The sequence below is a fragment of the Pseudomonas fragariae (ex Marin et al. 2024) genome (assembly GCF_059621105.1).
The window spans coordinates 6,080,001-6,100,643 of sequence record NZ_CM184369.1 but is presented as its reverse complement, the minus strand read 5'-3'; the positions used below and the strand labels follow the sequence as shown (position 1 = coordinate 6,100,643).

At 60.2% G+C, this 20,643-nt stretch carries 22 protein-coding genes (1 of these 22 cut by a window edge); 7 read left to right on the top strand and 15 right to left on the bottom strand.

Going from position 1 to position 20,643, the window contains the following annotated elements; genetic code table 11:
* Positions 1-149 precede the first annotated feature (149 nt).
* From AC54XV_RS26605 to AC54XV_RS26585, 5 genes are all read right to left on the bottom strand, one after another.
* Complete coding sequence (locus tag AC54XV_RS26605; protein WP_003316097.1) at positions 150-1,490, bottom strand: hemolysin family protein; 1,341 nt, start codon at positions 1,488-1,490, stop codon at positions 150-152.
* A gap of 99 nt (positions 1,491-1,589) precedes the next feature.
* Positions 1,590-2,912 (bottom strand): phosphate regulon sensor histidine kinase PhoR, encoded by a 1,323-nt coding sequence (phoR, locus tag AC54XV_RS26600; RefSeq protein WP_011269386.1) that lies wholly within the window; start codon positions 2,910-2,912, stop codon positions 1,590-1,592.
* A gap of 60 nt (positions 2,913-2,972) precedes the next feature.
* Positions 2,973-3,662: a phosphate regulon transcriptional regulator PhoB gene (gene phoB / locus AC54XV_RS26595; protein ID WP_002555882.1), complete on the bottom strand. Its 690-nt coding sequence runs from the start codon at positions 3,660-3,662 to the stop codon at positions 2,973-2,975.
* A 167-nt stretch (positions 3,663-3,829) separates the two neighbouring features.
* The gene (gene ubiA, locus AC54XV_RS26590) at positions 3,830-4,720 is read right to left on the bottom strand and encodes a 4-hydroxybenzoate octaprenyltransferase (protein ID WP_058399171.1); all 891 of its coding nucleotides are present in this window, start codon (positions 4,718-4,720) and stop codon (positions 3,830-3,832) included.
* Complete coding sequence (locus tag AC54XV_RS26585) at positions 4,720-5,280, bottom strand: chorismate--pyruvate lyase family protein (protein WP_024652671.1); 561 nt, start codon at positions 5,278-5,280, stop codon at positions 4,720-4,722. Before AC54XV_RS26585 ends, ubiA begins: the two co-directional genes overlap by 1 nt.
* Positions 5,281-5,469: 189 nt before the next feature.
* Here AC54XV_RS26585 and AC54XV_RS26580 point away from each other — a divergent pair, with 189 nt between their 5' ends.
* The 5 genes from AC54XV_RS26580 to AC54XV_RS26560 all read left to right on the top strand — a co-directional run bounded on the left by AC54XV_RS26580 (position 5,470) and on the right by AC54XV_RS26560 (position 8,551).
* Positions 5,470-5,637, top strand: a complete 168-nt coding sequence (locus AC54XV_RS26580; RefSeq protein WP_003401239.1) for a rubredoxin — start codon at positions 5,470-5,472, stop codon at positions 5,635-5,637.
* 63 nt (positions 5,638-5,700) lie between these two features.
* Positions 5,701-6,849 carry an NAD(P)/FAD-dependent oxidoreductase gene (locus AC54XV_RS26575; RefSeq protein WP_011269384.1) on the top strand — a complete coding sequence of 383 codons (1,149 nt, stop codon included), beginning with the start codon at positions 5,701-5,703 and terminating at the stop codon, positions 6,847-6,849.
* A 192-nt stretch (positions 6,850-7,041) separates the two neighbouring features.
* Positions 7,042-7,317: an HU family DNA-binding protein gene (locus AC54XV_RS26570; protein WP_011269383.1), complete on the top strand. Its 276-nt coding sequence runs from the start codon at positions 7,042-7,044 to the stop codon at positions 7,315-7,317.
* 247 nt (positions 7,318-7,564) lie between these two features.
* Positions 7,565-8,008, top strand: coding sequence for a hypothetical protein (locus AC54XV_RS26565; RefSeq protein WP_003401233.1), 444 nt, complete (start codon positions 7,565-7,567; stop codon positions 8,006-8,008).
* Positions 8,009-8,173: 165 nt separating this feature from the next.
* Complete coding sequence (locus tag AC54XV_RS26560; protein ID WP_011269382.1) at positions 8,174-8,551, top strand: hypothetical protein; 378 nt, start codon at positions 8,174-8,176, stop codon at positions 8,549-8,551.
* Here AC54XV_RS26560 and AC54XV_RS26555 read toward each other — a convergent pair whose 3' ends face one another.
* From AC54XV_RS26555 to AC54XV_RS26510, 10 genes are all read right to left on the bottom strand, one after another.
* Positions 8,552-10,513 (bottom strand): DUF7844 domain-containing protein, encoded by a 1,962-nt coding sequence (locus AC54XV_RS26555; RefSeq protein WP_011269381.1) that lies wholly within the window; start codon positions 10,511-10,513, stop codon positions 8,552-8,554.
* The gene (locus AC54XV_RS26550; protein ID WP_003316115.1) at positions 10,510-10,830 is read right to left on the bottom strand and encodes a DUF2388 domain-containing protein; all 321 of its coding nucleotides are present in this window, start codon (positions 10,828-10,830) and stop codon (positions 10,510-10,512) included. Before AC54XV_RS26550 ends, AC54XV_RS26555 begins: the two co-directional genes overlap by 4 nt.
* Before the next feature lie 38 nt (positions 10,831-10,868).
* On the bottom strand, positions 10,869-11,174 hold the full coding sequence (locus tag AC54XV_RS26545; protein ID WP_003401226.1) for a DUF2388 domain-containing protein: 306 nt from the start codon (positions 11,172-11,174) through the stop codon (positions 10,869-10,871).
* Positions 11,175-11,260: 86 nt separating this feature from the next.
* Positions 11,261-11,578 (bottom strand): DUF2388 domain-containing protein, encoded by a 318-nt coding sequence (locus tag AC54XV_RS26540; protein ID WP_003340363.1) that lies wholly within the window; start codon positions 11,576-11,578, stop codon positions 11,261-11,263.
* 311 nt (positions 11,579-11,889) lie between these two features.
* Positions 11,890-12,105 carry a DUF1127 domain-containing protein gene (locus AC54XV_RS26535; protein WP_002555870.1) on the bottom strand — a complete coding sequence of 72 codons (216 nt, stop codon included), beginning with the start codon at positions 12,103-12,105 and terminating at the stop codon, positions 11,890-11,892.
* Positions 12,106-12,425: 320 nt separating this feature from the next.
* A complete protein-coding gene (scpC, locus tag AC54XV_RS26530) occupies positions 12,426-13,919 on the bottom strand; it encodes a succinyl-CoA:acetate CoA-transferase ScpC (protein ID WP_058399172.1) in 1,494 nt (497 codons plus the stop codon).
* A gap of 179 nt (positions 13,920-14,098) precedes the next feature.
* The gene (locus tag AC54XV_RS26525) at positions 14,099-15,553 is read right to left on the bottom strand and encodes an NAD(P)(+) transhydrogenase (Re/Si-specific) subunit beta (RefSeq protein WP_024639005.1); all 1,455 of its coding nucleotides are present in this window, start codon (positions 15,551-15,553) and stop codon (positions 14,099-14,101) included.
* The gene (locus tag AC54XV_RS26520) at positions 15,550-15,873 is read right to left on the bottom strand and encodes an NAD(P) transhydrogenase subunit alpha part 2 (RefSeq protein WP_002555867.1); all 324 of its coding nucleotides are present in this window, start codon (positions 15,871-15,873) and stop codon (positions 15,550-15,552) included. Before AC54XV_RS26520 ends, AC54XV_RS26525 begins: the two co-directional genes overlap by 4 nt.
* A 10-nt stretch (positions 15,874-15,883) precedes the next feature.
* Entirely contained in the window at positions 15,884-17,005 is a 1,122-nt protein-coding gene (locus tag AC54XV_RS26515; protein ID WP_003401222.1) for a Re/Si-specific NAD(P)(+) transhydrogenase subunit alpha, read from the bottom strand.
* 419 nt (positions 17,006-17,424) lie between these two features.
* The gene (locus tag AC54XV_RS26510) at positions 17,425-18,339 is read right to left on the bottom strand and encodes a LysR family transcriptional regulator (protein WP_058399173.1); all 915 of its coding nucleotides are present in this window, start codon (positions 18,337-18,339) and stop codon (positions 17,425-17,427) included.
* 153 nt (positions 18,340-18,492) lie between these two features.
* Between AC54XV_RS26510 and AC54XV_RS26505 the strand changes: the two genes are divergently transcribed.
* Positions 18,493-19,674 carry an acyl-CoA dehydrogenase gene (locus AC54XV_RS26505; RefSeq protein ID WP_003401217.1) on the top strand — a complete coding sequence of 394 codons (1,182 nt, stop codon included), beginning with the start codon at positions 18,493-18,495 and terminating at the stop codon, positions 19,672-19,674.
* A gap of 9 nt (positions 19,675-19,683) precedes the next feature.
* Positions 19,684-20,643, top strand: the 5' portion of a protein-coding gene (locus AC54XV_RS26500; protein ID WP_201025292.1) for a CaiB/BaiF CoA transferase family protein. The gene runs 264 nt beyond the window's last position; only the first 960 of its 1,224 coding nucleotides appear in the window; it begins with the start codon at positions 19,684-19,686; its stop codon lies beyond the right edge, outside the window.

The following is a 20,643-nucleotide window of genomic DNA, read 5'->3' as shown; positions in this document are numbered from 1 at the left end:
CACGCCCTGCGTCCGATCCTGAACATGGGGCGCGGCGCAGATTTGTGACGCGGAGCGTCACGCAAGGCATTCCTACGCTGGAGCGTGAGGAACGATAGTCGTCCGGGAGGACACCTTGCGTTCGATCCTGAACAGGCGGCGCTGATCGGTCAGTCCAGCTTCAGCACCTTGGCCAGGACGATTTTCGGGCCTTTCATCTTTTTGATGATGATGCGCAGGCCTTCGACTTCCAGTTGTTCCTCTTCTTCCGGCACGCGCTTGAGCGTGTCGTAGATCAGGCCCGCCAGTGTCTCGGCTTCGATGTGATCCAGGTCGATGCCCAGCAGGCGCTCGATCTTGAACAATGGCGTATCTCCGCGTACCAGCAGCTTGCCTGGCTGATAGGCAAGAATGCCGCGTTCGACCTTGCGGTGTTCGTCCTGGATGTCGCCCACCAGTACTTCGAGCACGTCTTCCATGGTCAGGTAGCCCACGATCTTGCCGTCGGCTTCTTCCACCACGGCGAAGTGCGCGCCACCCTTGCGGAACTGCTCGAGCAACTGCGACAGCGGCATGTGCCGGGAAACACGTTCCAGCGGGCGGGTCAGCTCGGCGAGGTTGAACGATTCCGGAATATGGTCCAGCGCTGCCAGCTCCAGCAGCAGGTCTTTGATGTGCAGCAGGCCGACGAACTCGCCACGTTCAGCGTCATACAGCGGATAACGGCTGAATTTGTGACGGCGGAACAAGGCGAGGATTTCCTTGAGCGGCGCGTTGAAGTCCAGTGACACCATGTCTTCGCGGGAGTTGGCCCAGTCGACCACTTCCAGCTCGCCCATTTCCACCGCCGACGCCAGCACGCGCATGCCCTGATCGCTTGGGTCCTGGCCACGGCTGGAGTGCAGGATCAGTTTCAGTTCGTCGCGGCTGTAGCTGTGTTCATGGTGCGGGCCGGGCTCACCCTGGCCGGCGATGCGCAGAATGGCGTTGGCGCTGGCGTTGAGCAGGTAGATGGCCGGGTACATCAACCAGTAGAAGAAGTACAACGGCGCCGCCGTCCACAGCGAGAGCAGCTCCGGCTTGCGGATCGCCCAGGATTTGGGGGCCAGCTCGCCGATCACGATGTGCAGATAGGAAATGATGAAGAAGGCGGTAAAGAACGACACGCCCTTGATCAATTCCGGAGTGTCCACGCCCACCGCTGCGAGCAGCGGCTCCAGCAGGTGCGCGAAGGCCGGTTCACCGACCCAGCCCAGGCCCAGAGAGGCGAGGGTGATCCCCAGCTGACAGGCCGAAAGGTAGGCGTCCAGCTGGCCATGGACCTTGCGCAGAATGTGCCCGCGCCAGCCGTTCTTGTCGGCAATGGCTTCAACCTTAGTCGAGCGCAGTTTGACCATGGCGAACTCTGCCGCAACGAAAAAACCGTTGAGCAGGACCAGGAACAAAGCAAACAGAATCATGCCGAAATCGGCGAAGAGTGAAGACAGGTTAAAACTAGGGGAAGGGTCCATGATTGGGTTTTGCAGGGTCCGTATTAACAGGAAGAGGGTCGTGTCACGCCAGAGAGGAGGCTATGAACCCGGCAATGTAGCGGCTCGAAGCGGGATTGCCTAGTAGTCTGAATCGTCGCTCGCGGGTTTGGACAACTGAGCGCTGGCAAAGTGACAGGTAAAAACACTGCCCTTGCCGAGAACACTGTTGATCTCAAGGTTGCCGCGATGGCGCAGCAGCACGTGTTTGACGATGGCCAGACCGAGCCCTGTACCGCCGGTATTGGACGCGCGGCTGGTATCGACCCGGTAGAAGCGCTCCGTCAGGCGCGGCAGGTGTTTGGTCTCGATGCCGATCCCTGAATCCTGCACGCTCAGGTGCGCGCCCCGTTCGTCGGCCCACCAGCGAATACGGATCACGCCCTCGGCCGGGGTGTATTTGACGGCATTGAAAATCAGGTTGGAAAACGCGCTGCGCAGTTCGCTTTCGCTGCCCTTGAGGCGCATGTCGCTTTCCAGGCTGAGGTGGATCTGCTGGTTCTTGCTGCCCGACAGCGCGTTGGCATCGGCGGTGATGGTCTTGAGCAGGGAATTGACGACCACCGGGTGGTTGTCCGAGGGGTAATCGGTGGCCTCGAGCTTGGCCAGCAACAGCAGGTCGTTGAGCAGCGTCTGCATGCGCCCGCCCTGCTGATGCATCTGTTGCAGCGCACGTACCCAGCGTGGATTGACCTCGTCCACGTTGTCGAGCAGCGTTTCCAGGTAGCCGAAGATCACCGTGAGCGGCGTCCGCAACTCGTGAGACACGTTGGCGACGAAGTCTTTGCGCATCTGCTCCAGCTGATGAATGCGCGTCACGTCGCGCACCAGCATCAGATGCTCATTGTTGCCATAACGGGTGATCAGCAACTGAATGCGCAGGCGATCGTTGGTCGGCGACGGGATTTCCAGCGGCTCGCTGTAGTCGCCCAACGCAAAGTATTCCTTGAAACGTGGATGCCGCACCAGGTTGGTCACGGGCTGCCCGCTGTCCTGCGGCGTCTTCAGGCCCAGCAGGGTTTCAGCGGCACGGTTCCACCACTCCAGATTGCCGTCGCTGTCGAGCATGATCACCGCATCACGCAGCGCGGCGGTGGATTCCTGCACGCGGTCGATGACCGCCTGAAGGCGACCGCGGACGCGTTGATCACGACGTTGCAGGTGATAAATGCTATCGAAGACCTCGCCCCACAGACCGTAACCGTCCGGAGGCGGCTCGTCGGCCTTGTGGCTGCTCAGCCATTCATGCAGGCGCAACAGTTGCTTGAGGGTCCAGGCCAGATACAGCCCCAGCCCGGCGGCCAGGCTCCAGGCATATTGCCCACTGATCAGGCCGACCAACAGGCAGGCGGTGACCAGCAACAACATGTGGCGTATCAGAGTGCCGTGCCAATTTTGATTCAATTAGGGGTAAATCCTTGTCTGGTCTGCACCGGCCCTTGCCCTGCGTCGACGCAGCGGTTGTCAGCTTTTGGTCGAGAAACGATAGCCAGTGCCGCGTACGGTTTGTACCAGATTTTCATACGCATCCCCCAAAGCCTTGCGCAAGCGGCGGATGTGAACATCGACGGTGCGTTCCTCGACGTAGACGTTGCCGCCCCATACCTGATCCAGCAACTGACCGCGCGTGTAGGCGCGCTCCTGGTGGGTCATGAAGAACTGCAGCAGACGGTATTCGGTCGGGCCCATTTCGGCCGGTTTGCCGTCGATGGTGACCCGGTGGCTGATCGGGTCGAGCAGCAGGCCGCCGACTTCGATGGGCGCTTCGCCGTCAGTCGGGCCAGCGCGACGCAGCACAGCCTTGAGGCGTGCCACCAACTCGCGGGGCGAGAAAGGCTTGGTGATGTAATCGTCGGCGCCGACTTCCAGGCCCTGAATCTTGTTGTCCTCTTCACCCTTGGCGGTGAGCATGATGATCGGGATGTCCCCGGTCAGTTCATCACGCTTGAGGCGCCGGGCCAGTTCGATGCCGGACGTGCCAGGCAGCATCCAGTCGAGCAGAATCAGGTCAGGCTTGCGGTCCACGATGATCGCGTGGGCCTGCTGAGAGTTTTCGGCTTCAATACAGTCGTATCCAGCCATTTCCAACGCAACGGCGATCATTTCGCGAATTGGCGCTTCGTCGTCAACGATCAGGATGCTCCTGCCAGCCATGCTCGAACCTCTTGTCATTTAACTGTCTTGGGGCGCATTAGATAACGGAATTATTGCAGTCGTGTGACAGGTCTGAATGAGGCTAGCACGCTGACAGGCTGCGGGGGCCCGCAGGCCCCGCGATCCTGAAGTTATTTAATTCGTGCCCAGGCTGGCGCTGGCTGTTTTCAGCGCACCGCGTAGTCGGCGACGATGCCCAGGAATATCGCCAGCCCGGCCCAGTGATTGTGCAGGAAGGCCTTGAAGCAGGCGTCTCGCTCGCGCTCACGGGTGCTCCAGAATTCCCAGGCAAAGCAGCCTGCCGCTGCCAGCAGACCGATGTAGAAACACGTGCCCAGTTCGAAGCGCGCACCGGCCAGCATCAGGCAGCCCAGTGCCAGCCCTTGCAGGGTCAGGATGATGACCCGGTCGGCATCGCCGAACAGGACGGCCGTGGATTTCACGCCGATTTTCAGGTCGTCGTCGCGATCGACCATGGCGTAGTAAGTGTCGTAGCCCACGGTCCACAGCAGGTTGGCGATGTACAGCAACCAGGCTGCAGCGGGCAGCTCGCCGGTTTCGGCAGTGAAGGCCATCGGCATGCCCCACGAGAACGCAGCACCCAGCACCACTTGCGGGTAATAGGTGTAGCGCTTCATGAACGGATAGCTGGCCGCCAGGGCGAGACCGCCGAACGACAGCCAGATGGTCGCCGCATTGGTAAACAGCACCAGCACAAAGCTCAGTCCGACCAGCACCGCAAACAGCACCAGCGCTTCTTTGGAGCTGACTTTGCCGCTGACCAGCGGGCGCTGCTCGGTGCGTTTGACGTGGCCGTCCACCTTGCGATCGGCGAAGTCATTGATCACACAGCCTGCCGCCCGCATCAGAAAGACGCCGAGCACAAAAATGAACACGGTCTGCAGCGACGGCGCGCCTTTGCCTGCAATCCAGACCGCCCACAGGGTCGGCCACAGCAGCAGGTAGACGCCGATGGGCTTGTCGATGCGCGTCAGCTGGATGAAGTCCCAGGCGCGCGGGCTCAGACGATTGAGGGATTTGAGGAGGGACAGGTACATCAGACGTGGTCCTTGTCATGAATCGCAGTGCACAGGGCAGGCAGGAAAACTTCGGCGACCAGCACGCTCAAGGCATCGCGATCAAAGCGCGAGCGGCGTGCCCACAGTCCGCGCGCTGCATCGGCAGCCGGCAGCCAGGCCTCGGGGTAATGACACACTTCAAGCGTGCCGCGCACGAACGCCGGGTCGCTGAACAGCAACTCACCCAGCGAGCGAGTGCCCAGCTCGTCCATATTCAGGCCACCATCCTGCAGGGCGCTGCGGGCGGCGACACTGCGCGCGAACACCCAGTTGTTGCCGTTACCACGCAGGTACACCTCGCGTACCCAGCCTTCGCCAGCCTCTGGCAGGCCCAGCGCCAGGCACTCGTCAGGGCGCAAGGGCTGCCAGCCTTCAAACTGCGGAAATACGCTGAAACGACCGTCAGACAAACGGTCCAACCGACGAGTGAGGGAGTCCTGATTGAACAACCAGTCGAGCATTACCGGGTCCGGTGCGTCGATCAATTGCTCGCGCTCAAGCCAGGCAGGGCCAATGAATGCGGGGGATTGCTGGGTCACGGTAAGCCAGTTCCGGCAGCCAACGAGGCCGCGAGCTTAGCATGATTGCCGGTCTCGACCGACGGTCGATAGAGCGTCGGGTTATAGAATCAGACTTGCATCCGCGCCTGCCGATCAGTACAACGCCCCTTCAGAAGACGGCAACCGACCGTCGTACGCTATTGAGCCTGATAAACGAGAGAACCTGACATGAAGAAGTGGCAATGCATCGTCTGCGGCCTGGTCTATAACGAAGCCGATGGCTGGCCGGATGACGGAATTGCGCCCGGCACCCTCTGGCAGGATGTGCCTGAAGACTGGATGTGCCCGGATTGCGGCGTGGGCAAGATGGACTTTGAGATGATCGAAATCGGCTGATTGCTGCCCGCAAACAAGGGCTGGCAACAACTAGCACCAGGCACAGTGAAATAGGGAAGAACAATGAGCGCACCTGTCGTCATCATCGGCACCGGCCTTGCGGGGTATAACCTCGCCCGAGAGTTTCGCAAGCTGGACGTGGACACGCCGCTGCTATTGATCACGGCCGACGATGGCCGTTCCTACTCCAAGCCGATGCTCTCTACCGGCTTTGGCAAAAACAAGGAGGCTGACGGCCTGAGCATGGCTGAAGCCGGCGCCATGGCCGATCAGCTCAAGGCCGAGATTCGTACGCACACGCGCATCAGCGGGATCGATGCCGGCCACAAACGCCTGTGGATCGGCGAAGAGGCGGTGTATTACCGCGATCTGGTGCTGGCCTGGGGCGCCGAAACCATTCGTGTACCGGTGGAAGGCGACGCCGGCGACGCGGTTTTCCCGATCAACGATCTTCAGGATTACGCCCGTTTCCGGGCGGCTGCGGCGGGCAAACGCCGGGTGCTGATTCTCGGCGCAGGGCTCATTGGCTGTGAGTTCGCCAACGACCTGATCCTGGGCGGCTATGAAGTGGATCTGGTGGCGCCGTGCGAACAGGTCATGCCGACCCTGTTGCCCCCTGAGGCTGCGGCTGCTGTGAAGTCCGGCCTTGAAAGCCTGGGTGCACGTTTCCATCTGGGGCCGGTGCTGACCCGTCTGAATCGCAATGGTGATGGCCTGCAAGCGCACTTGTCGGACGGGCAGGTGATGGACTGCGACCTGGTGGTGTCAGCCATCGGCCTGCGTCCTCGCATCGAACTGGCCGCTGCCGCCGGGCTGCAGACCGGGCGCGGCATTCTGGTCGACCGCCTGTTGCAAACCTCCCACGCCAACATCCACGCGCTGGGTGATTGCGCTGAAGTCGATGGCCTGAACCTGCTCTACGTGATGCCGTTGATGAGCTGCGCTCGTGCGTTGGCCCAGACGCTGGCCGGAAACCCGACTTCCGTCAAATACGGGCCCATGCCGATCACCGTGAAGACGCCCGCCTGCCCGCTGGTGGTTTCGCCGCCGCCGCGTGGCAGCGATGGCCACTGGAGCGTCGAAGGGCAGGGCGCTGACATCAAGGCGCTGTGTCACGACGCTGATGGCCATCTGCTGGGCTATGCCCTGACAGGCGCTGCGGTTATGGAAAAACTCGCACTCAACAAGGCGTTACCTGCGTTATTGGCGTGATTTCTCGTCATTTTGTCGGATTGACCCTGTATTTCTGCCAATAAACCGCGTTCATGCACTGGCGCGGGTCAGTTCGGCATGCCATCCTCGGTCTTGTCTGCCGCTACGTAGAGCTGTCGCGGCGCCTTGTTGCCGTTGTTTTACAAAAGCGGCGCGGGACATAAAAACAAAAAACCGTAAAAGAGGCTTCATATGCGCAAACCAGATGTTGCAGCCGCCATCGCTGAAAAGGCGGATCTCACCAAAGAACAATCCAATCGCGTTCTCAATGCCATCCTTGAAGAGATTACTGGCGCACTGAACCGCAAGGACAGTGTCACGCTGGTAGGTTTCGGTACTTTTCTGCAACGCCACCGCGGCGCTCGCACTGGCAAGAACCCACAGACCGGGGAGCCGGTTAAAATCAAGGCAAGCAACACGGTTGCCTTCAAACCGGGGAAAGCCCTGAAAGACAGCGTCAATCCTTGACACCCTGTTGTGCGCCTCGGCGGGAGGCGCGCGACCCACAGGCGGGCACACCAATCGGATTGGGTGCCCGTTTCTTGTTTCTGTCGTATGACGCCGATGATGCCTTTCGCTCCCTGCGAGAATTGTCCTACCCCATTGCGTGTAATTGCCTTCCAAAGCCCCAGCTTTGCCTGACTTCTTCTTGTTGTTGATTCCCTTAGAGTGCCGCCCCTGCTGCACCCCTTCAATTACTCTTGGGAAATCTCGAATGAAAAAGCCATGGAAGTTTGCTGCTGTTGCGGCGCTGATCGCCACGACCAGCGGTTGTGTGAGCTACAACGTCAGCCAGCCAAGCGCACCGCTGGAAGGCACGGTCAAAACCGACCTGAAGGCTGACGTCAAGGTTGGCGGCACCATCAGCGGCGAGTCGTCCACCAACGTGCTGTTCAATTTCCTGAGCTTCGGCGGCGATAATCAGTTCGCCGATGGCGTGACCTACGGTGGCGCAAGTGGCGGTGGCGGCCTGGGTCTGGCGTTGCCTGATCCTGTGTCAACGACCAAAGCGGCAGCCGCCTTCAAAGCGGTCAAATCCTCCGGCGCCGATCTGATCGTCGCGCCGCGCTACGAAGTCAGCGTCAAGGACTACTTCATCTTCAAGAAGGTCGATGTAAAGGTCACGGGTAACAAAGGCAGCATCAACAGCATTCGTTGATGTCAGTGTGATGCTGCTTCCCACGCGGAGCAGCATCCTCGCGCTCAACGGCCGTTTAGTGCCGATCTCCTTCGATATCCATTTTGTCCTACAGGTTTTGCGCCGATAACCCGCTACACTGCCACGCCGATCCAGAATCGGAACCCGCGTGTTCAGAGGCCGTGTATGAAATTTCGTTTTCTGTTGTGGATGCTGGGCCTGCTGATGGCTCGCGCCAGTCGTAACAACCCTGCGTTTCAGCAGCAACTGGCTGGCAAGGACCTGACCTTTCAGTTGCAGACCGCAGATGGCAAGGTTGCACGTCACTTCATGGTCCACGATCAGCGGATTCGCAGTGCAAGTGGCACGGTCGCAGAGCCGGCCTTTGCCATCGTGTTTCGTGATGCAGCCTTCGGCTTTGATACCCTGCAGGCGAAGAACAAGCAGCTGGCGTTCATGAAGGGCATTCAGGACAAGGATATTCAGATCAAGGGCAACCCGGCCCTGGTGATCTGGTTCCAGGGCCTGGTCAAATACCTCAAACCGAGAAAGAAAGCCGCCTGATCACGGCAGCTGCAGCCCGCCTGCAGCCTTGTGCAACGCCCTGAGGTGCTCGGACACCTGTTTGAGGTTGGCTTCGTTGGCGGCAATCTCTTTGGCGCGCTCAGGCTCCAGCAGGGCTCGCACTTCCTTGTCGAGATCGCCGGTCAGGCGCTTGAGCTGCTTCTGGCGCTGACTGCTTTCTGCCTCAAGACGCTGCCATTCACCCGCCTGTGGCAAACCGTACCCGTCGCTGCCCAGCAGCTCGGCAGGCCGGCTGAGGAACCCGCTGCTGGCGAGGATTTCCTGCAGCGTTTTGGTCGCGTTGGAGACTTTGCCGTCTTTCAATTCCCGTGCACCCAGGTAGCTCTGTTTCACTTCGTCCTGGGCCAACAGCAGTTGCCTGCGCAGGCTGGCCTGCTCGAGCAGCAGAATCGCAGCGCTGGTACGTAGATCGGCTTTAGCGAACCACTGGCTGCGCTCACTGGCTGGCAGGGCCATCCAGTCTTCCACGGTGTTCTGTTTGATCGGCAGGTGCTTCTTCAGCACTTCGAACATCGCCTGATAGCGGTCGCGATAGGAGTCGAACCGATAGCCCAGACGCAGCGCCTCCTTGGGATCATCCAGTACGCTGGTGTCAGCCAGCCCACGGCCTTCGAGGACTTCAAGCAAACCGTTGGGCAAAATGCTGTCCAGGCCGACGAGTTTGGGGTTGTGCGTACCGGCGCGCAGCAGTTTGAGGTTTTCAACGGCGCAGTTGTTCGAAAGGAAGTAGTAGTTGCCGTCGTAGCTCCAGTGCATCTCGGCAGCGTGCTGCACCAGCCCTTCTATTTCCGGACGCGACAGCTTGATCGGTACCGACGCCAGGCTGCGCAGTTCGGTCTTGGTGTATTCATCGATGACCTGCGCCAGTGGCAGGACGAACAGGCGCGACGGGTAGGCCCCCATCAGGCCGTCCCAGCTGGACAGCTGCACGTCGCCGACAAACGCCCGGTAAGACAGCACCAGATGCTGATCGAGGTCCAGTCGGCAATCCGGGCCGCGCGGGCGACCGGGTTTGCAGATCACCAGGCGCAACATGCTGTGGCCCCAGCGGCTTGCCCAGTTCTGGTTCGCCTCGGCCAGCAGATAGTCCACCGCATAGACCCGTTCCGGGTCCAGCTTGCCCAGCGGCTCCCGGCCGAAGTCGCTGCCGGCGTTCAGGTAGGGGTAAAACTTTGGGCATTCGTTATGGGCTGCAGGTGCCCAGCCGAAACGCTCCTTGTAATACGCATACAGGGCAGGGCGACGGCAGGCGTAGGCCGGATCAAGGAGGAAATACTCCATGTTCACCGCCACGAATTCCAGCGGGCTGGTGGTTTCGTAGATGTCCGGGCTGCGGGCAACCTGGCCGTTATGTTCCTCGCGGTCGCCACGACGTCCGACATATTGCTGCCAGCCCGCCAGGTCCAGCAGGCGTGGATCGTCACTCAGGGTGAAGCGTCGCTCGGTCTGGCCGCGGCAGTTGTCAGGCAGGCCGACCTTGCCCAGCGAACTGCTGCGTGATGTGCAGCGAAAAATCGCCGCTCGCTCGCTGGGCGACCACAGGCGGGCGCGGTCGTAGACGTGGGTCAGCTCATGCAGGACAGTGGCGAGCAACTCACGACGCACCGTGCCGTGTGGTCGGCCCGTCTGGGCGGTGGCGGCCGAGCCGTCCGTCAATGACGCCAGCAGGTGGTTGTTGAGGTACAGCTGATAGGGACCGGCAGCCTGACCGTAGGCATTCTGCGGCATGTCAGCGGACCAGCTCACCTCGACGGTGCGGTCCAGTGCTTCGACGAAGCTGGGCGGTAACGCATGCAGGGCTTCGTCGAGCAGCGCCTGGCTGGCTTGCTGTTGAGGTGCATCGAGGCCGTCGGTGTGCAGTTCCAGCTTCAGGCTGGCAAAGGCATGCGTACCGACCAGCGACAGCGCGCCAGCGAGCAGCCAGGCGCGAAGCCGCCTCACAATGCGAGGATTGCTTCAGCCAGGGTCTGATCGCTTGCACCGCGCGCTTCCGGCACGCGGGTACGCAGCGTGTCGAACGCAGCATCCAGTTGGGCACCGTGGATATCACCGCCGGTGGCAACGTAGCTGGCAGCATCGTCCTTGGCCTGGAGAACGACCTTGGAATCGCGGATCGATGTGGTGGTGTCGGAAGTGAAATCGATGGTACGGCCGAACGCACGAACGATGATGTTGCTCGTGGCCACAACAGTCTGGGCCTGGGCAAAATCGGCCAGCAAGAGCAGGCCAAGGGAAGCAGCAATCAGCGGGGTACGCATGTAGTGACGTCTCCAGTTACGCGAAGAGGGGAAAGTGGCTATTGGACGAGGATTGCCTGCGCCAGTTCAAGGTCGCTGGCATGAAGTTTTGCATCTGCCTGACGCAGGGCGTGCAGCGCTGACTCAAGCCGGGCACCGCGCATTTCTCCGCCGCTGGCGATGAATGCAGCAGCATCGTCACGGGCAGCCATGATCAGTTTGTTATCGAACGGTCCTGTCGAAACCTGACTGGTGGCGTAGCCGGTCTTGACCAGGCCTTGCGTGGTCGTATCGAACGCTTGAACCTGACTGACGTACATCAGGCTGGCAAAGGGAGCGATATACAGAAGGTGCACTAAACGCATGACTTTCACGAACCGGCAAAACAGCCTCCAAGGCTAGCGCAATGCGCGGGCCAGAGCTACCCCGGCACATGGCCGGGGCGCAGCGGTCAGATGGCCAGGATGGCTTGAGCCAGTTGGCTGTCGCTGGCTTGCAGTTCAGGCAAAACCTGGCGGATATGCTGCAGCGCGCCTTCGAGTCGAGCACTGCGGATGTCGCCGGAGCTGGCCACGAAGCTGGCGGCGTCGTCACGGGCGGCAAGAACGATCTTGTCGTCTTTCAGGGAAGAAGAAACGTTGGAGGTCGCGCGCGTCGCTGCATTGACGGCATCGACCACTGCGTCGGTGGTGACAATGAAGCTGGAGGCGTTTGCACCGGCTGCGGCGGTCAACAGAAAGACAGCGCCAAGGTTACGTAGCAGAGACATGATCGAGTTCCGTTGTGGACAAGTGGGCACAGACTGCCTGCGAAGCCGAAGGGCTGAGGTAGAGCGCTAGACTATCCCACCGATACCGCAGTTGTCATGACGGTCGATGGCTTCGGCTTACACAGTTTGCAATATTTGGTAACTGTACCTGCAGTTTTAGACTTCTTAAAAACTGTACCTGTCTAGCCAGAACTCTTTAATCCGCCCCCTGAAACGACAAAACCCGCCTCAGTTGCCTGAGACGGGTCTTGTATGAAGCAATTCGGGGTGCTGGCAGGAGACCTAAAGGTCAAGGACCAGCGGGCGCATGTTTAGCGCCAGAACGGCTTGCTCAGCTCTTCGTAACGCTGGGATTCGCTGATACCGGCGTCAGCCAGCAGGCGTGCATCCAGACGGGCCAGCTGGTGGCGGCTGGACAGGCGACGCTGCCAGAGCATCAGGTTGGCGAATACGCGCAGAGGCAGAGAGGCTTTTGCGGTGGTAACGGTGCTTTCGCTGAACAGATCGGAACTGATTGTACGTTCCATGGTGTGACTTCCTTCCGCTCGTGGCGGGATAAGTGAGTTACTTGACTGGTGCCCATTTTCCTCGTGCGCGTCCAGCTTCCATAGACACAGTTCACCTGTATTGTGAGGGTTCAGTTAACTGTGATCGGGCACTGTTTTGTTCATAAATGGGGCAACTGTACCGGTCTGCACTTTATGGGTGCATTTTGTGGTCGATTGTGGTGATTTTGACCGTTCAAGGCAGTTTTATGACCGGTACAGCAGTACAGTTTTTTCATAAGCCCTTGGGTGCCAGCTGAAAGTGAATCAGAAAAGCGCTTGCTCACTTCCAACTGTCCTGTTCAGGCTGGCAGCATGCGTCCGGTTTCTTCCAGGTTGATGTGCCAACTCAGTGCTTCGCGCAGGATGTGCGGGGTGTGCCCGCCCACAGCGCAAGCAGTACTGAAGTAGGCGTTCAGCGCGTCGCGATAGTCCGGATGCACGCAGTTGTCGATGATCACCCTGGCGCGCTCGCGAGGCGCCAGACCGCGCAGGTCCGCCAGGCCCTGCTCGGTGACCAGGATGTCGACGTCGTGTTCGGTGTGGTCGACATGGCTGACCATCGGCACAACGCTGGAGATCGCGCCCCCTTTGGCGATCGATTTGGTGACGAAGATCGCCAGGTGCGCGTTGCGCGAGAAGTCTCCGGAACCGCCGATGCCGTTCATCATGCGTGTCCCGCAGATGTGGGTGGAGTTCACATTGCCGTACAGGTCGAACTCCAGCGCGGTATTGATCCCGATGATGCCCAGACGGCGGATCACCTCGGGGTGGTTGGAGATTTCCTGGGGGCGCAACACCAGCCTGGACTTGTAACGATTGAAGTCGGCAAAGACCTCGGCGTGCTTGGCCGCCGACAAGGTCATGGAGCTGCCCGAGGCGAAAGTCAGTTTGCCTGCATCGAACAGGTCGAAGGTCGAGTCCTGCAGCACCTCGGAATACATCGTCAGGTCGGTGAAGGGCGACGCCAGCAGGCCATGCATCACGGCGTTGGCAATGTTGCCGATACCGGCCTGCAATGGCATCAGCTTGTCGGTCAGGCGGTCTTCGCGCACTTCCTTCTTGAAGAACTCCACCAGATGATTGGCGATGGCCTGCGTGTCCGCGTCAGGTGGCGTTACCGTGGAAGGCGAGTCGGGCTGGTTGCTGATGACAATGCCGACTATTTTTGCCGGGTCGATTTTCACCGCGTGGCTGCCGATACGCGAATCGGCCTCCAGGACCGGAATCGGCAGGCGTGTCGGCCTGTAGCTGGGTATATAGATGTCGTGCAGGCCTTCCAGCTCCAGTGGCTGGGACAGGTTGATCTCCACGATGACCTGTTTGGCCAGAATGGCGAAGCTGGCCGAGTTGCCCACGGAGGTACTCAGCACCAGATGACCCTCTTCGGTGATCGCCACGCATTCGATCACGGCCAGGTCCACAGCCTTGATCTGCCGATTGCGCAGCAGCTCGACGGTGTCGGACAAATGCTGATCGATGAACATCACCGTGCCGTTGTTGATCGCCTTGCGCAGCGTGCTGTCGACCTGAAAGGGCATGCGCCGGGACAGAACGCCGGACTCGGTCAGTTGCTTGTCCAGGTCATTGCCCAGACTGGCGCCGGTCATCAGACTGATTTTCAGCGGCGTCACTTTGGCGCGCTCGGCCAGCGCGTGGGGTACGGCCTTGGCTTCGCCTGCACGGGTGAAGCCACTCATGCCGACGGTCATGCCGTCTTCAATCAAGGCGGCAGCGTCGGCTGCGCTCATAACCTTGCTCATCAGGGAGGGCCGGCGGATACGGTCACGGTACATGGGTCTGTCTCGTAGATAGAAGCGAACGACAAGTCTAGAGCCTTGGACGGGCTTCGTCCTGCTACCAAGGTCGCATTTGAGCGCTCTGATTGGCGGTTTCCAGCGCAAAACACTGTTACGCGGAATGTAAAAAGCCCCGGTCGCCAAGCGAGCCTGGGCTTCAATGGAGCGGTGTGAGGCTAGGCGTTTTCGACGGCCTTCACCATGTCCTCGATCACCTTTTTGGCGTCTCCGAACACCATCATGGTTTTATCCAGATAGAACAATTCGTTATCCAGACCTGCGTAACCACTGGCCATCGAGCGTTTGTTGACGATGATGGTCTTGGCCTTGAACGCCTCCAGGATGGGCATTCCGGCGATAGGGGATTTCGGATCGTTCTTGGCGGCCGGGTTGACCACGTCGTTGGCACCGAGCACCAGCACCACATCGGCCTGACCGAATTCGGAGTTGATGTCGTCCATCTCGAACACCTGGTCGTAAGGCACTTCGGCTTCGGCCAGCAGCACGTTCATGTGCCCGGGCATGCGTCCGGCCACCGGGTGAATGGCGTACTTCACGGTGACGCCGCGGTGGACGAGCTTCTCGGTCAGTTCCTTGAGCGCATGCTGGGCACGAGCCACTGCCAGGCCGTAGCCGGGCACGATGATCACGGTATCGGCATTGGTCAGCAAGAAGGTTGCGTCGTCTGCCGAACCTGACTTCACCGGGCGCGCTTCCTTGGCACCCGCCGGGCCTGCCGAGTCCGTTGCGCCGCCGAAGCCACCGCCGATCACGTTGAAGAACGAGCGGTTCATCGCCTTGCACATGATGTAGGAAAGGATCGCGCCCGAGGAGCCTACCAGTGAGCCCGCAATGATCAGCATCGAGTTGTTCAGCGAAAAGCCGATGCCGGCTGCTGCCCAGCCTGAATAGCTGTTGAGCATCGAGACCACCACCGGCATGTCGGCCCCGCCAATCGGGATGATCAGCAGCACACCGATGACGAAGGCCAGCGCCAGCATGATCGCAAAGGCAGTGAGGCTGCCGGTGAACATGAAGGTCAGACCGAAGAACAGCGTGGCCAGACCCAGGACCAGATTGAGCGTGTGCTGGCCGGCAAACTGTACCGGTGCGCCTTGAAAGAGGCGAAATTTGTACTTGCCCGAGAGTTTGCCGAAAGCGATGACCGAACCCGAGAAGGTAATCGCACCGATGGCTGCACCCAGGAACAGCTCCAGACGGTTGCCGGCCGGAATCGCATCGCCCAGATTGCGAACGATACCCAGCGATTGAGGCTCGACCACGGCTGCTATAGCGATGAACACCGCTGCCAGACCGATCATGCTGTGCATGAACGCCACCAGCTCCGGCATTTTGGTCATTTCGACGCGCTTGGCCATGATCGAGCCAGCGGTTCCGCCCACCAGCAGGCCGACCACAATGTAGCCGATGCCTGCGCTGGTCCCTTCAGCGCTAGACAGTGCCGCCAGTTTGAACACCAGGCCGATTGTGGTGATGACCGCCAGGCCCATGCCGAGCATGCCGAACAGGTTGCCACGGCGCGAGGTGGTCGGGTGCGACAAGCCTTTGAGTGCCTGGATGAAGCAGATCGATGCGATCAGGTACAGCAGGGTAACCAGATTCATGCTCATGACTTGGGCGCCTCATCCTTTGCCTTGGGGGCCTTTTTCCTGAACATCTCCAGCATCCGCCGAGTGACGAGAAACCCGCCAAACACATTCACGGCCGCCAGTGCGACCGCCAGCGTGCCCATGGTCTTGCCCAGCGGGGTAACCGTGAGCGCGGCGGCGAGCATGGCGCCGACGATGACGATGGCGGAGATGGCATTGGTGACCGCCATGAGTGGCGTGTGCAGCGCAGGCGTGACATTCCAGACCACGTGGTAGCCGACATAAATCGCCAGTACGAAAATGATCAGGTTGTAGACGCCGGGGGAAATCAGCTCTTCCATTGGTGTGTCCTCAGCCGTTCTTGCGGACAACTTGCCCGTCGCGGCACATCAGGCATGCGGCGACGATGTCGTCTTCGAGGTTGATCGAGAATGTGCCGTCCTTGTCGAACAGCAGCTTCATGAAGTCCAGCAGGTTGCGGGCGTAGAGCGCCGATGCATCGGCTGCGACCAGAGCGGGCAGGTTGGTGTGGCCGACGATGGTCACGCCGTGCTCGACAACCACTTGATCGGCAACGGTCAGCGGGCAGTTGCCGCCCTGTGCAGCGGCCAGGTCGATCACCACCGAGCCTGGTTTCATCTGCGCCACGGTTTCTGCGCCGAGCAGCACCGGTGCCTTGCGGCCGGGAATGAGTGCGGTCGTGATGACGATGTCCGACAGTTTCGCGCGCTCATGCACAGCGGCGGCCTGGCGCTGCATCCAGCTGGCCGGCATGGGCCGCGCGTAGCCGCCAACGCCTTCGGCGCATTCGCGCTCTTCGTCGGTCTCGTAGGGCACATCGATGAATTTTGCGCCCAGCGACTCGATCTGCTCCTTCACTGCCGGACGTACATCCGAGGCTTCTACCACTGCGCCCAGCCTTTTGGCGGTGGCAATGGCCTGCAGACCGGCAACGCCTGCGCCCAGGATCAGCACCCGGGCAGCTTTGACGGTGCCGGCAGCTGTCATCAGCATGGGCATGAAGCGCGGGTAATGATGTGCGGCGAGCAGTACTGCCTTGTAGCCCGCGATGTTGGCTTGCGAAGACAGCACATCAAGGCTTTGCGCGCGCGATGTGCGCGGCGCGGCTTCCAGGGCGAACGCGGTAATGCCGCGTGCGGCCATCTTGCCGATCAGTTCATTGTTGAAGGGGTTGAGCATGCCGACGACCACCGAGCCACTTTTGATCAGACTCAGCGCCTCATCGTCAGGTGCGACGACCTTGAGAATCAGCTCGGCCGCATAGGTCTCGTCAGTGTCACCGATCACTGCGCCAGCAGCCTCGTAAGCGCTGTCCGGAACGCTGGCATGAAGGCCCGCGCCGCTTTGCACCGTAACCCTGTGACCCTGGCTGATCAGCTTTTTGATGGTTTCCGGGGTAGCAGCTACCCGGGTTTCGCCCGCTTGTGTTTCGAGAGGAACACCAATGTGCACGACAAATCTCCTGCGCGATTTTTTATCGTTCGTATGTAGGCCAGTGCACTACGGCTGGTGCGTCTGGCTTGGCCAATCAGCACACCCCTTTGCAGCAGGGGCGGGGCATTTTGCAGGCGAAGTTTGCGGGCTTCAATACATTCTGTAACGAAACTATAGATGAACTACAAGTCACACTGTGACCTATTGTCGCACTGATCTGACGAGGACCTTTATCTGTAAGGCTTGTGGCGCTATTCCTTACGAAAAACAGGTGATAGAAGTTTTCTGGCGGAAAACCGGGAAAAGCAGCGAATAGAGCTAAAGTCCCTATAAACAAAGAGGGATGCCGGATTTTTGTGATCAGTGGGAAGTTTCTTCATTGCGACATTAGGTTATATCTGTAGGCGACTTTTGCTATGGACTACCTTTGAACGGCTTCAGGCTTGTTCCTGGGGCAGCCGGTAACGCTGGGCCTGTTCGATCAGCCAGTCACGAAATGCAGTCAGCGAGGCCGATTCCACTTTGCGCTCGGGAATCATCAGGTAATAGCCCTTACTGCTACTGCCGGGTAGTGCGCGGGTGTTTGCGATCACCAGGCGCCTTTCCTGCAGTTCACGCTGAATGAGGAAGGGCGGAATCAGGGCGATGCCCATGTCGTGCATGGCCGCCTGCGCCAGCATGGAGAACAGCTCGTAGCGCGGACCGGTCATGTCACGCGCTACATCCAGATCCTGTGCGTTGAACCATTGCCGCCAGGCGTAGGGCCGGGTGGTCTGTTGCAGCAGCGGCAATTCGGCCAGTTCGCGTGCTTCCAGGCTGTCGCGACCTTCAAGAAAGGAGGGGCTGCAGACCGGCATGGAGTTTTCACCCATCAGCCGATGCGACTGGGTGCCGGACCAGTCGGCATCGCCAAAGTAGATCGCGGCATCGAAGTCGGTGTCGGCAAACAGGAACGGGCGGGTGCGGTTGGTCAGGTGGACCGTGACGTCGGGGTGCCTGTGCTGGAAGTCCTTCAGGCGCGGCAGCAGCCACTGAGTTCCGAAGGTCGGCACCACGGCGAGCTCGATGGCGTTGGCACCTTGCTGGCCCATGACCGACAGTGTGTCACGCTCTACCGCGTCCAGTTGCTGGGACACACGACGACTATAGGAAAGCCCCGCTTCCGTGAGCTTTACGCCCCTGCGCGAACGCCGGAACAGCTCAACGCCGAGAAACTCCTCCAGTCCGCCGATTTGCCGACACACAGCGCCTTGCGTGAGGGACAGCTCATTGGCGGCCTTGGTGAAGCTCTCGTGGCGGGCGGCTGCCTCGAAACTGACCAGTGCAGTGGTGCTGGGTATCTTGCGTCTCATGTACTTTCTTCTCACTGATATTTTTGTTTTAGAGCGCAGTTCTGTGTCACGGAGTGAGAAATTAGCACAGACGCTTGATAAAACCTCGTTTGTCGCTGGCATGGGCCGGGACTAGGATCGCTGCATGATTTCATCTGAATGCGAGGAACTGGCATGAGCGGTAAGGCAAGCTTTAACTGGATTGACCCCTTGTTGCTGGATCAACAGCTCACTGAAGAAGAGCGCATGGTCCGCGACACGGCCGAGCAGTTCGCCCAGAGCAAGCTGGCCCCGCGCGTGCTGGAAGCATTCCGTCACGAGAAAACCGACCCGGCCATCTTTCGCGAGATGGGCGAAGTGGGGCTGTTGGGGGCGACCATCCCGGAAGAGTTCGGCGGCAGCGGTCTGAATTATGTGTGTTATGGGCTGATCGCGCGTGAAGTCGAGCGTATCGACTCGGGCTACCGTTCAATGATGAGTGTGCAGTCCTCGCTGGTCATGGTGCCGATCAACGAGTTCGGTACGCAGGCCCAGAAAGAGAAGTACCTGCCCAAACTGGCTTCGGGCGAATGGATCGGCTGCTTCGGCCTGACCGAGCCTGATCATGGGTCCGATCCTGGAGCGATGATTACCCGTGCCCGGCGTGTCGAGGGTGGTTACCGCTTGAGCGGCAGCAAGATGTGGATCACCAACAGCCCGATCGCCGATGTGTTTGTGGTGTGGGCCAAGGACGATGCCGGCGATATTCGCGGTTTCGTTCTCGAAAAAGGCTGGGCAGGCCTGAGCGCTCCGGCCATTCACGGCAAGGTTGGTTTGCGCGCATCGATCACCGGCGAGATCGTCATGGATAACGTGTTCGTCCCCGAAGAGAACATCTTCCCCGACGTGCGCGGTCTGAAGGGGCCGTTCACCTGCCTCAACTCGGCACGGTACGGCATTTCCTGGGGTGCGCTGGGTGCCGCGGAGTTCTGCTGGCACACCGCGCGACAATACACCCTGGATCGCCAGCAATTCGGGCGTCCGTTGGCGGCCAATCAGCTGATCCAGAAGAAACTGGCAGACATGCAGACCGAAATCACTCTGGCCTTGCAGGGTTGCCTGCGTCTGGGGCGCATGAAGGACGAAGGTACGGCTGCCGTGGAGATCACCTCGATCATGAAGCGCAACTCGTGCGGCAAGTCGCTGGATATCGCGCGTCTGGCCCGCGACATGCTGGGCGGCAATGGCATCTCGGACGAGTTTGGCATCGCCAGGCATCTGGTCAACCTGGAAGTGGTGAATACCTACGAAGGCACGCACGACGTGCATGCGTTGATCCTTGGGCGTGCGCAGACCGGCATTCAGGCTTTCTATTAAGGAGGGCTGATCATGGGGGCGCTTTCGCATATCCGGGTGCTCGACCTGTCGAGAGTCCTGGCCGGGCCATGGGCCGGGCAGATCCTTGCTGACCTCGGCGCTGACGTCATCAAGGTCGAGCGCCCCGGGTGTGGCGATGATACGCGCTCGTGGGGGCCGCCGTTCCTTCAGGATGCTGCGGGGCAGAACACCAGCGAGGCGGCTTATTACCTGTCCGCCAATCGCAACAAGCAGTCAGTGACCATCGACTTCACGCGTCCTGAAGGGCAAAGGCTGGTGCGCGAACTGGCAGCGAAGTCCGACATCGTGATCGAAAACTTCAAGGTCGACGGGCTGGCGGCTTACGGACTGGATTACGAGTCGCTGAGGGCGGTCAACCCGAGGCTGATCTATTGCTCCATTACCGGCTTCGGGCAAAGCGGGCCGTATGCGCGGCGTCCGGGTTACGACTTCATGATCCAGGCGCTGGGTGGCTTGATGAGCCTTACCGGTCTGCCGGACGGTGAAGAGGGGGCCGGGCCGGTGAAGGTCGGCGTCGCATTGACTGACATTCTGACGGGGCTGTATTCGACGACGGCCATTCTCGCGGCTCTGGCGCATCGCGATCAAAGCGATATCGGCCAGTACATCGATATGGCGCTGCTGGATGTACAAGTAGCCTGTCTGGCCAATCAGGCCATGAACTACCTGACGACGGGGGTAGCCCCCAGGCGTCTGGGAAATGCTCATCCCAACATCGTGCCGTATCAGGATTTCCCCACGGCCGATGGCGACCTGATCCTTACCGTCGGCAATGACAGTCAGTTCAGGAAGTTTGCCGCTGTGGCGGGGCAGCCGCAGTGGGCGGAGGATCCGCGCTTCCTGACCAACAAGCTGCGAGTGGCCCATCGTGCCGAGCTGATTCCGTTGATTCGCCAGGTGACGGTGTTCAAGACCACTGCGCAATGGGTCAGTGAGCTGGAGGCCGCC

Coding starts and splice junctions, on each gene's coding strand:
- AC54XV_RS26550 (WP_003316115.1), bottom strand. CDS start 10,830: ATGCGTACCCCGCTGATTGCTGCTTCCCTTGGCCTGCTCTTGCTGGCC.
- AC54XV_RS26520 (WP_002555867.1), bottom strand. CDS start 15,873: ATGGAAGAGCTGATTTCCCCCGGCGTCTACAACCTGATCATTTTCGTA.
- scpC (WP_058399172.1), bottom strand. CDS start 13,919: ATGTACCGTGACCGTATCCGCCGGCCCTCCCTGATGAGCAAGGTTATG.
- phoB (WP_002555882.1), bottom strand. CDS start 3,662: ATGGCTGGCAGGAGCATCCTGATCGTTGACGACGAAGCGCCAATTCGC.
- ubiA (WP_058399171.1), bottom strand. CDS start 4,720: ATGTACCTGTCCCTCCTCAAATCCCTCAATCGTCTGAGCCCGCGCGCC.
- AC54XV_RS26540 (WP_003340363.1), bottom strand. CDS start 11,578: ATGTCTCTGCTACGTAACCTTGGCGCTGTCTTTCTGTTGACCGCCGCA.
- AC54XV_RS26565 (WP_003401233.1), top strand. CDS start 7,565: ATGAAAAAGCCATGGAAGTTTGCTGCTGTTGCGGCGCTGATCGCCACG.
- AC54XV_RS26570 (WP_011269383.1), top strand. CDS start 7,042: ATGCGCAAACCAGATGTTGCAGCCGCCATCGCTGAAAAGGCGGATCTC.
- AC54XV_RS26605 (WP_003316097.1), bottom strand. CDS start 1,490: ATGGACCCTTCCCCTAGTTTTAACCTGTCTTCACTCTTCGCCGATTTC.
- AC54XV_RS26545 (WP_003401226.1), bottom strand. CDS start 11,174: ATGCGTTTAGTGCACCTTCTGTATATCGCTCCCTTTGCCAGCCTGATG.
- AC54XV_RS26525 (WP_024639005.1), bottom strand. CDS start 15,553: ATGAGCATGAATCTGGTTACCCTGCTGTACCTGATCGCATCGATCTGC.
- AC54XV_RS26575 (WP_011269384.1), top strand. CDS start 5,701: ATGAGCGCACCTGTCGTCATCATCGGCACCGGCCTTGCGGGGTATAAC.
- AC54XV_RS26505 (WP_003401217.1), top strand. CDS start 18,493: ATGAGCGGTAAGGCAAGCTTTAACTGGATTGACCCCTTGTTGCTGGAT.
- AC54XV_RS26510 (WP_058399173.1), bottom strand. CDS start 18,339: ATGAGACGCAAGATACCCAGCACCACTGCACTGGTCAGTTTCGAGGCA.
- AC54XV_RS26560 (WP_011269382.1), top strand. CDS start 8,174: ATGAAATTTCGTTTTCTGTTGTGGATGCTGGGCCTGCTGATGGCTCGC.
- AC54XV_RS26580 (WP_003401239.1), top strand. CDS start 5,470: ATGAAGAAGTGGCAATGCATCGTCTGCGGCCTGGTCTATAACGAAGCC.
- AC54XV_RS26535 (WP_002555870.1), bottom strand. CDS start 12,105: ATGGAACGTACAATCAGTTCCGATCTGTTCAGCGAAAGCACCGTTACC.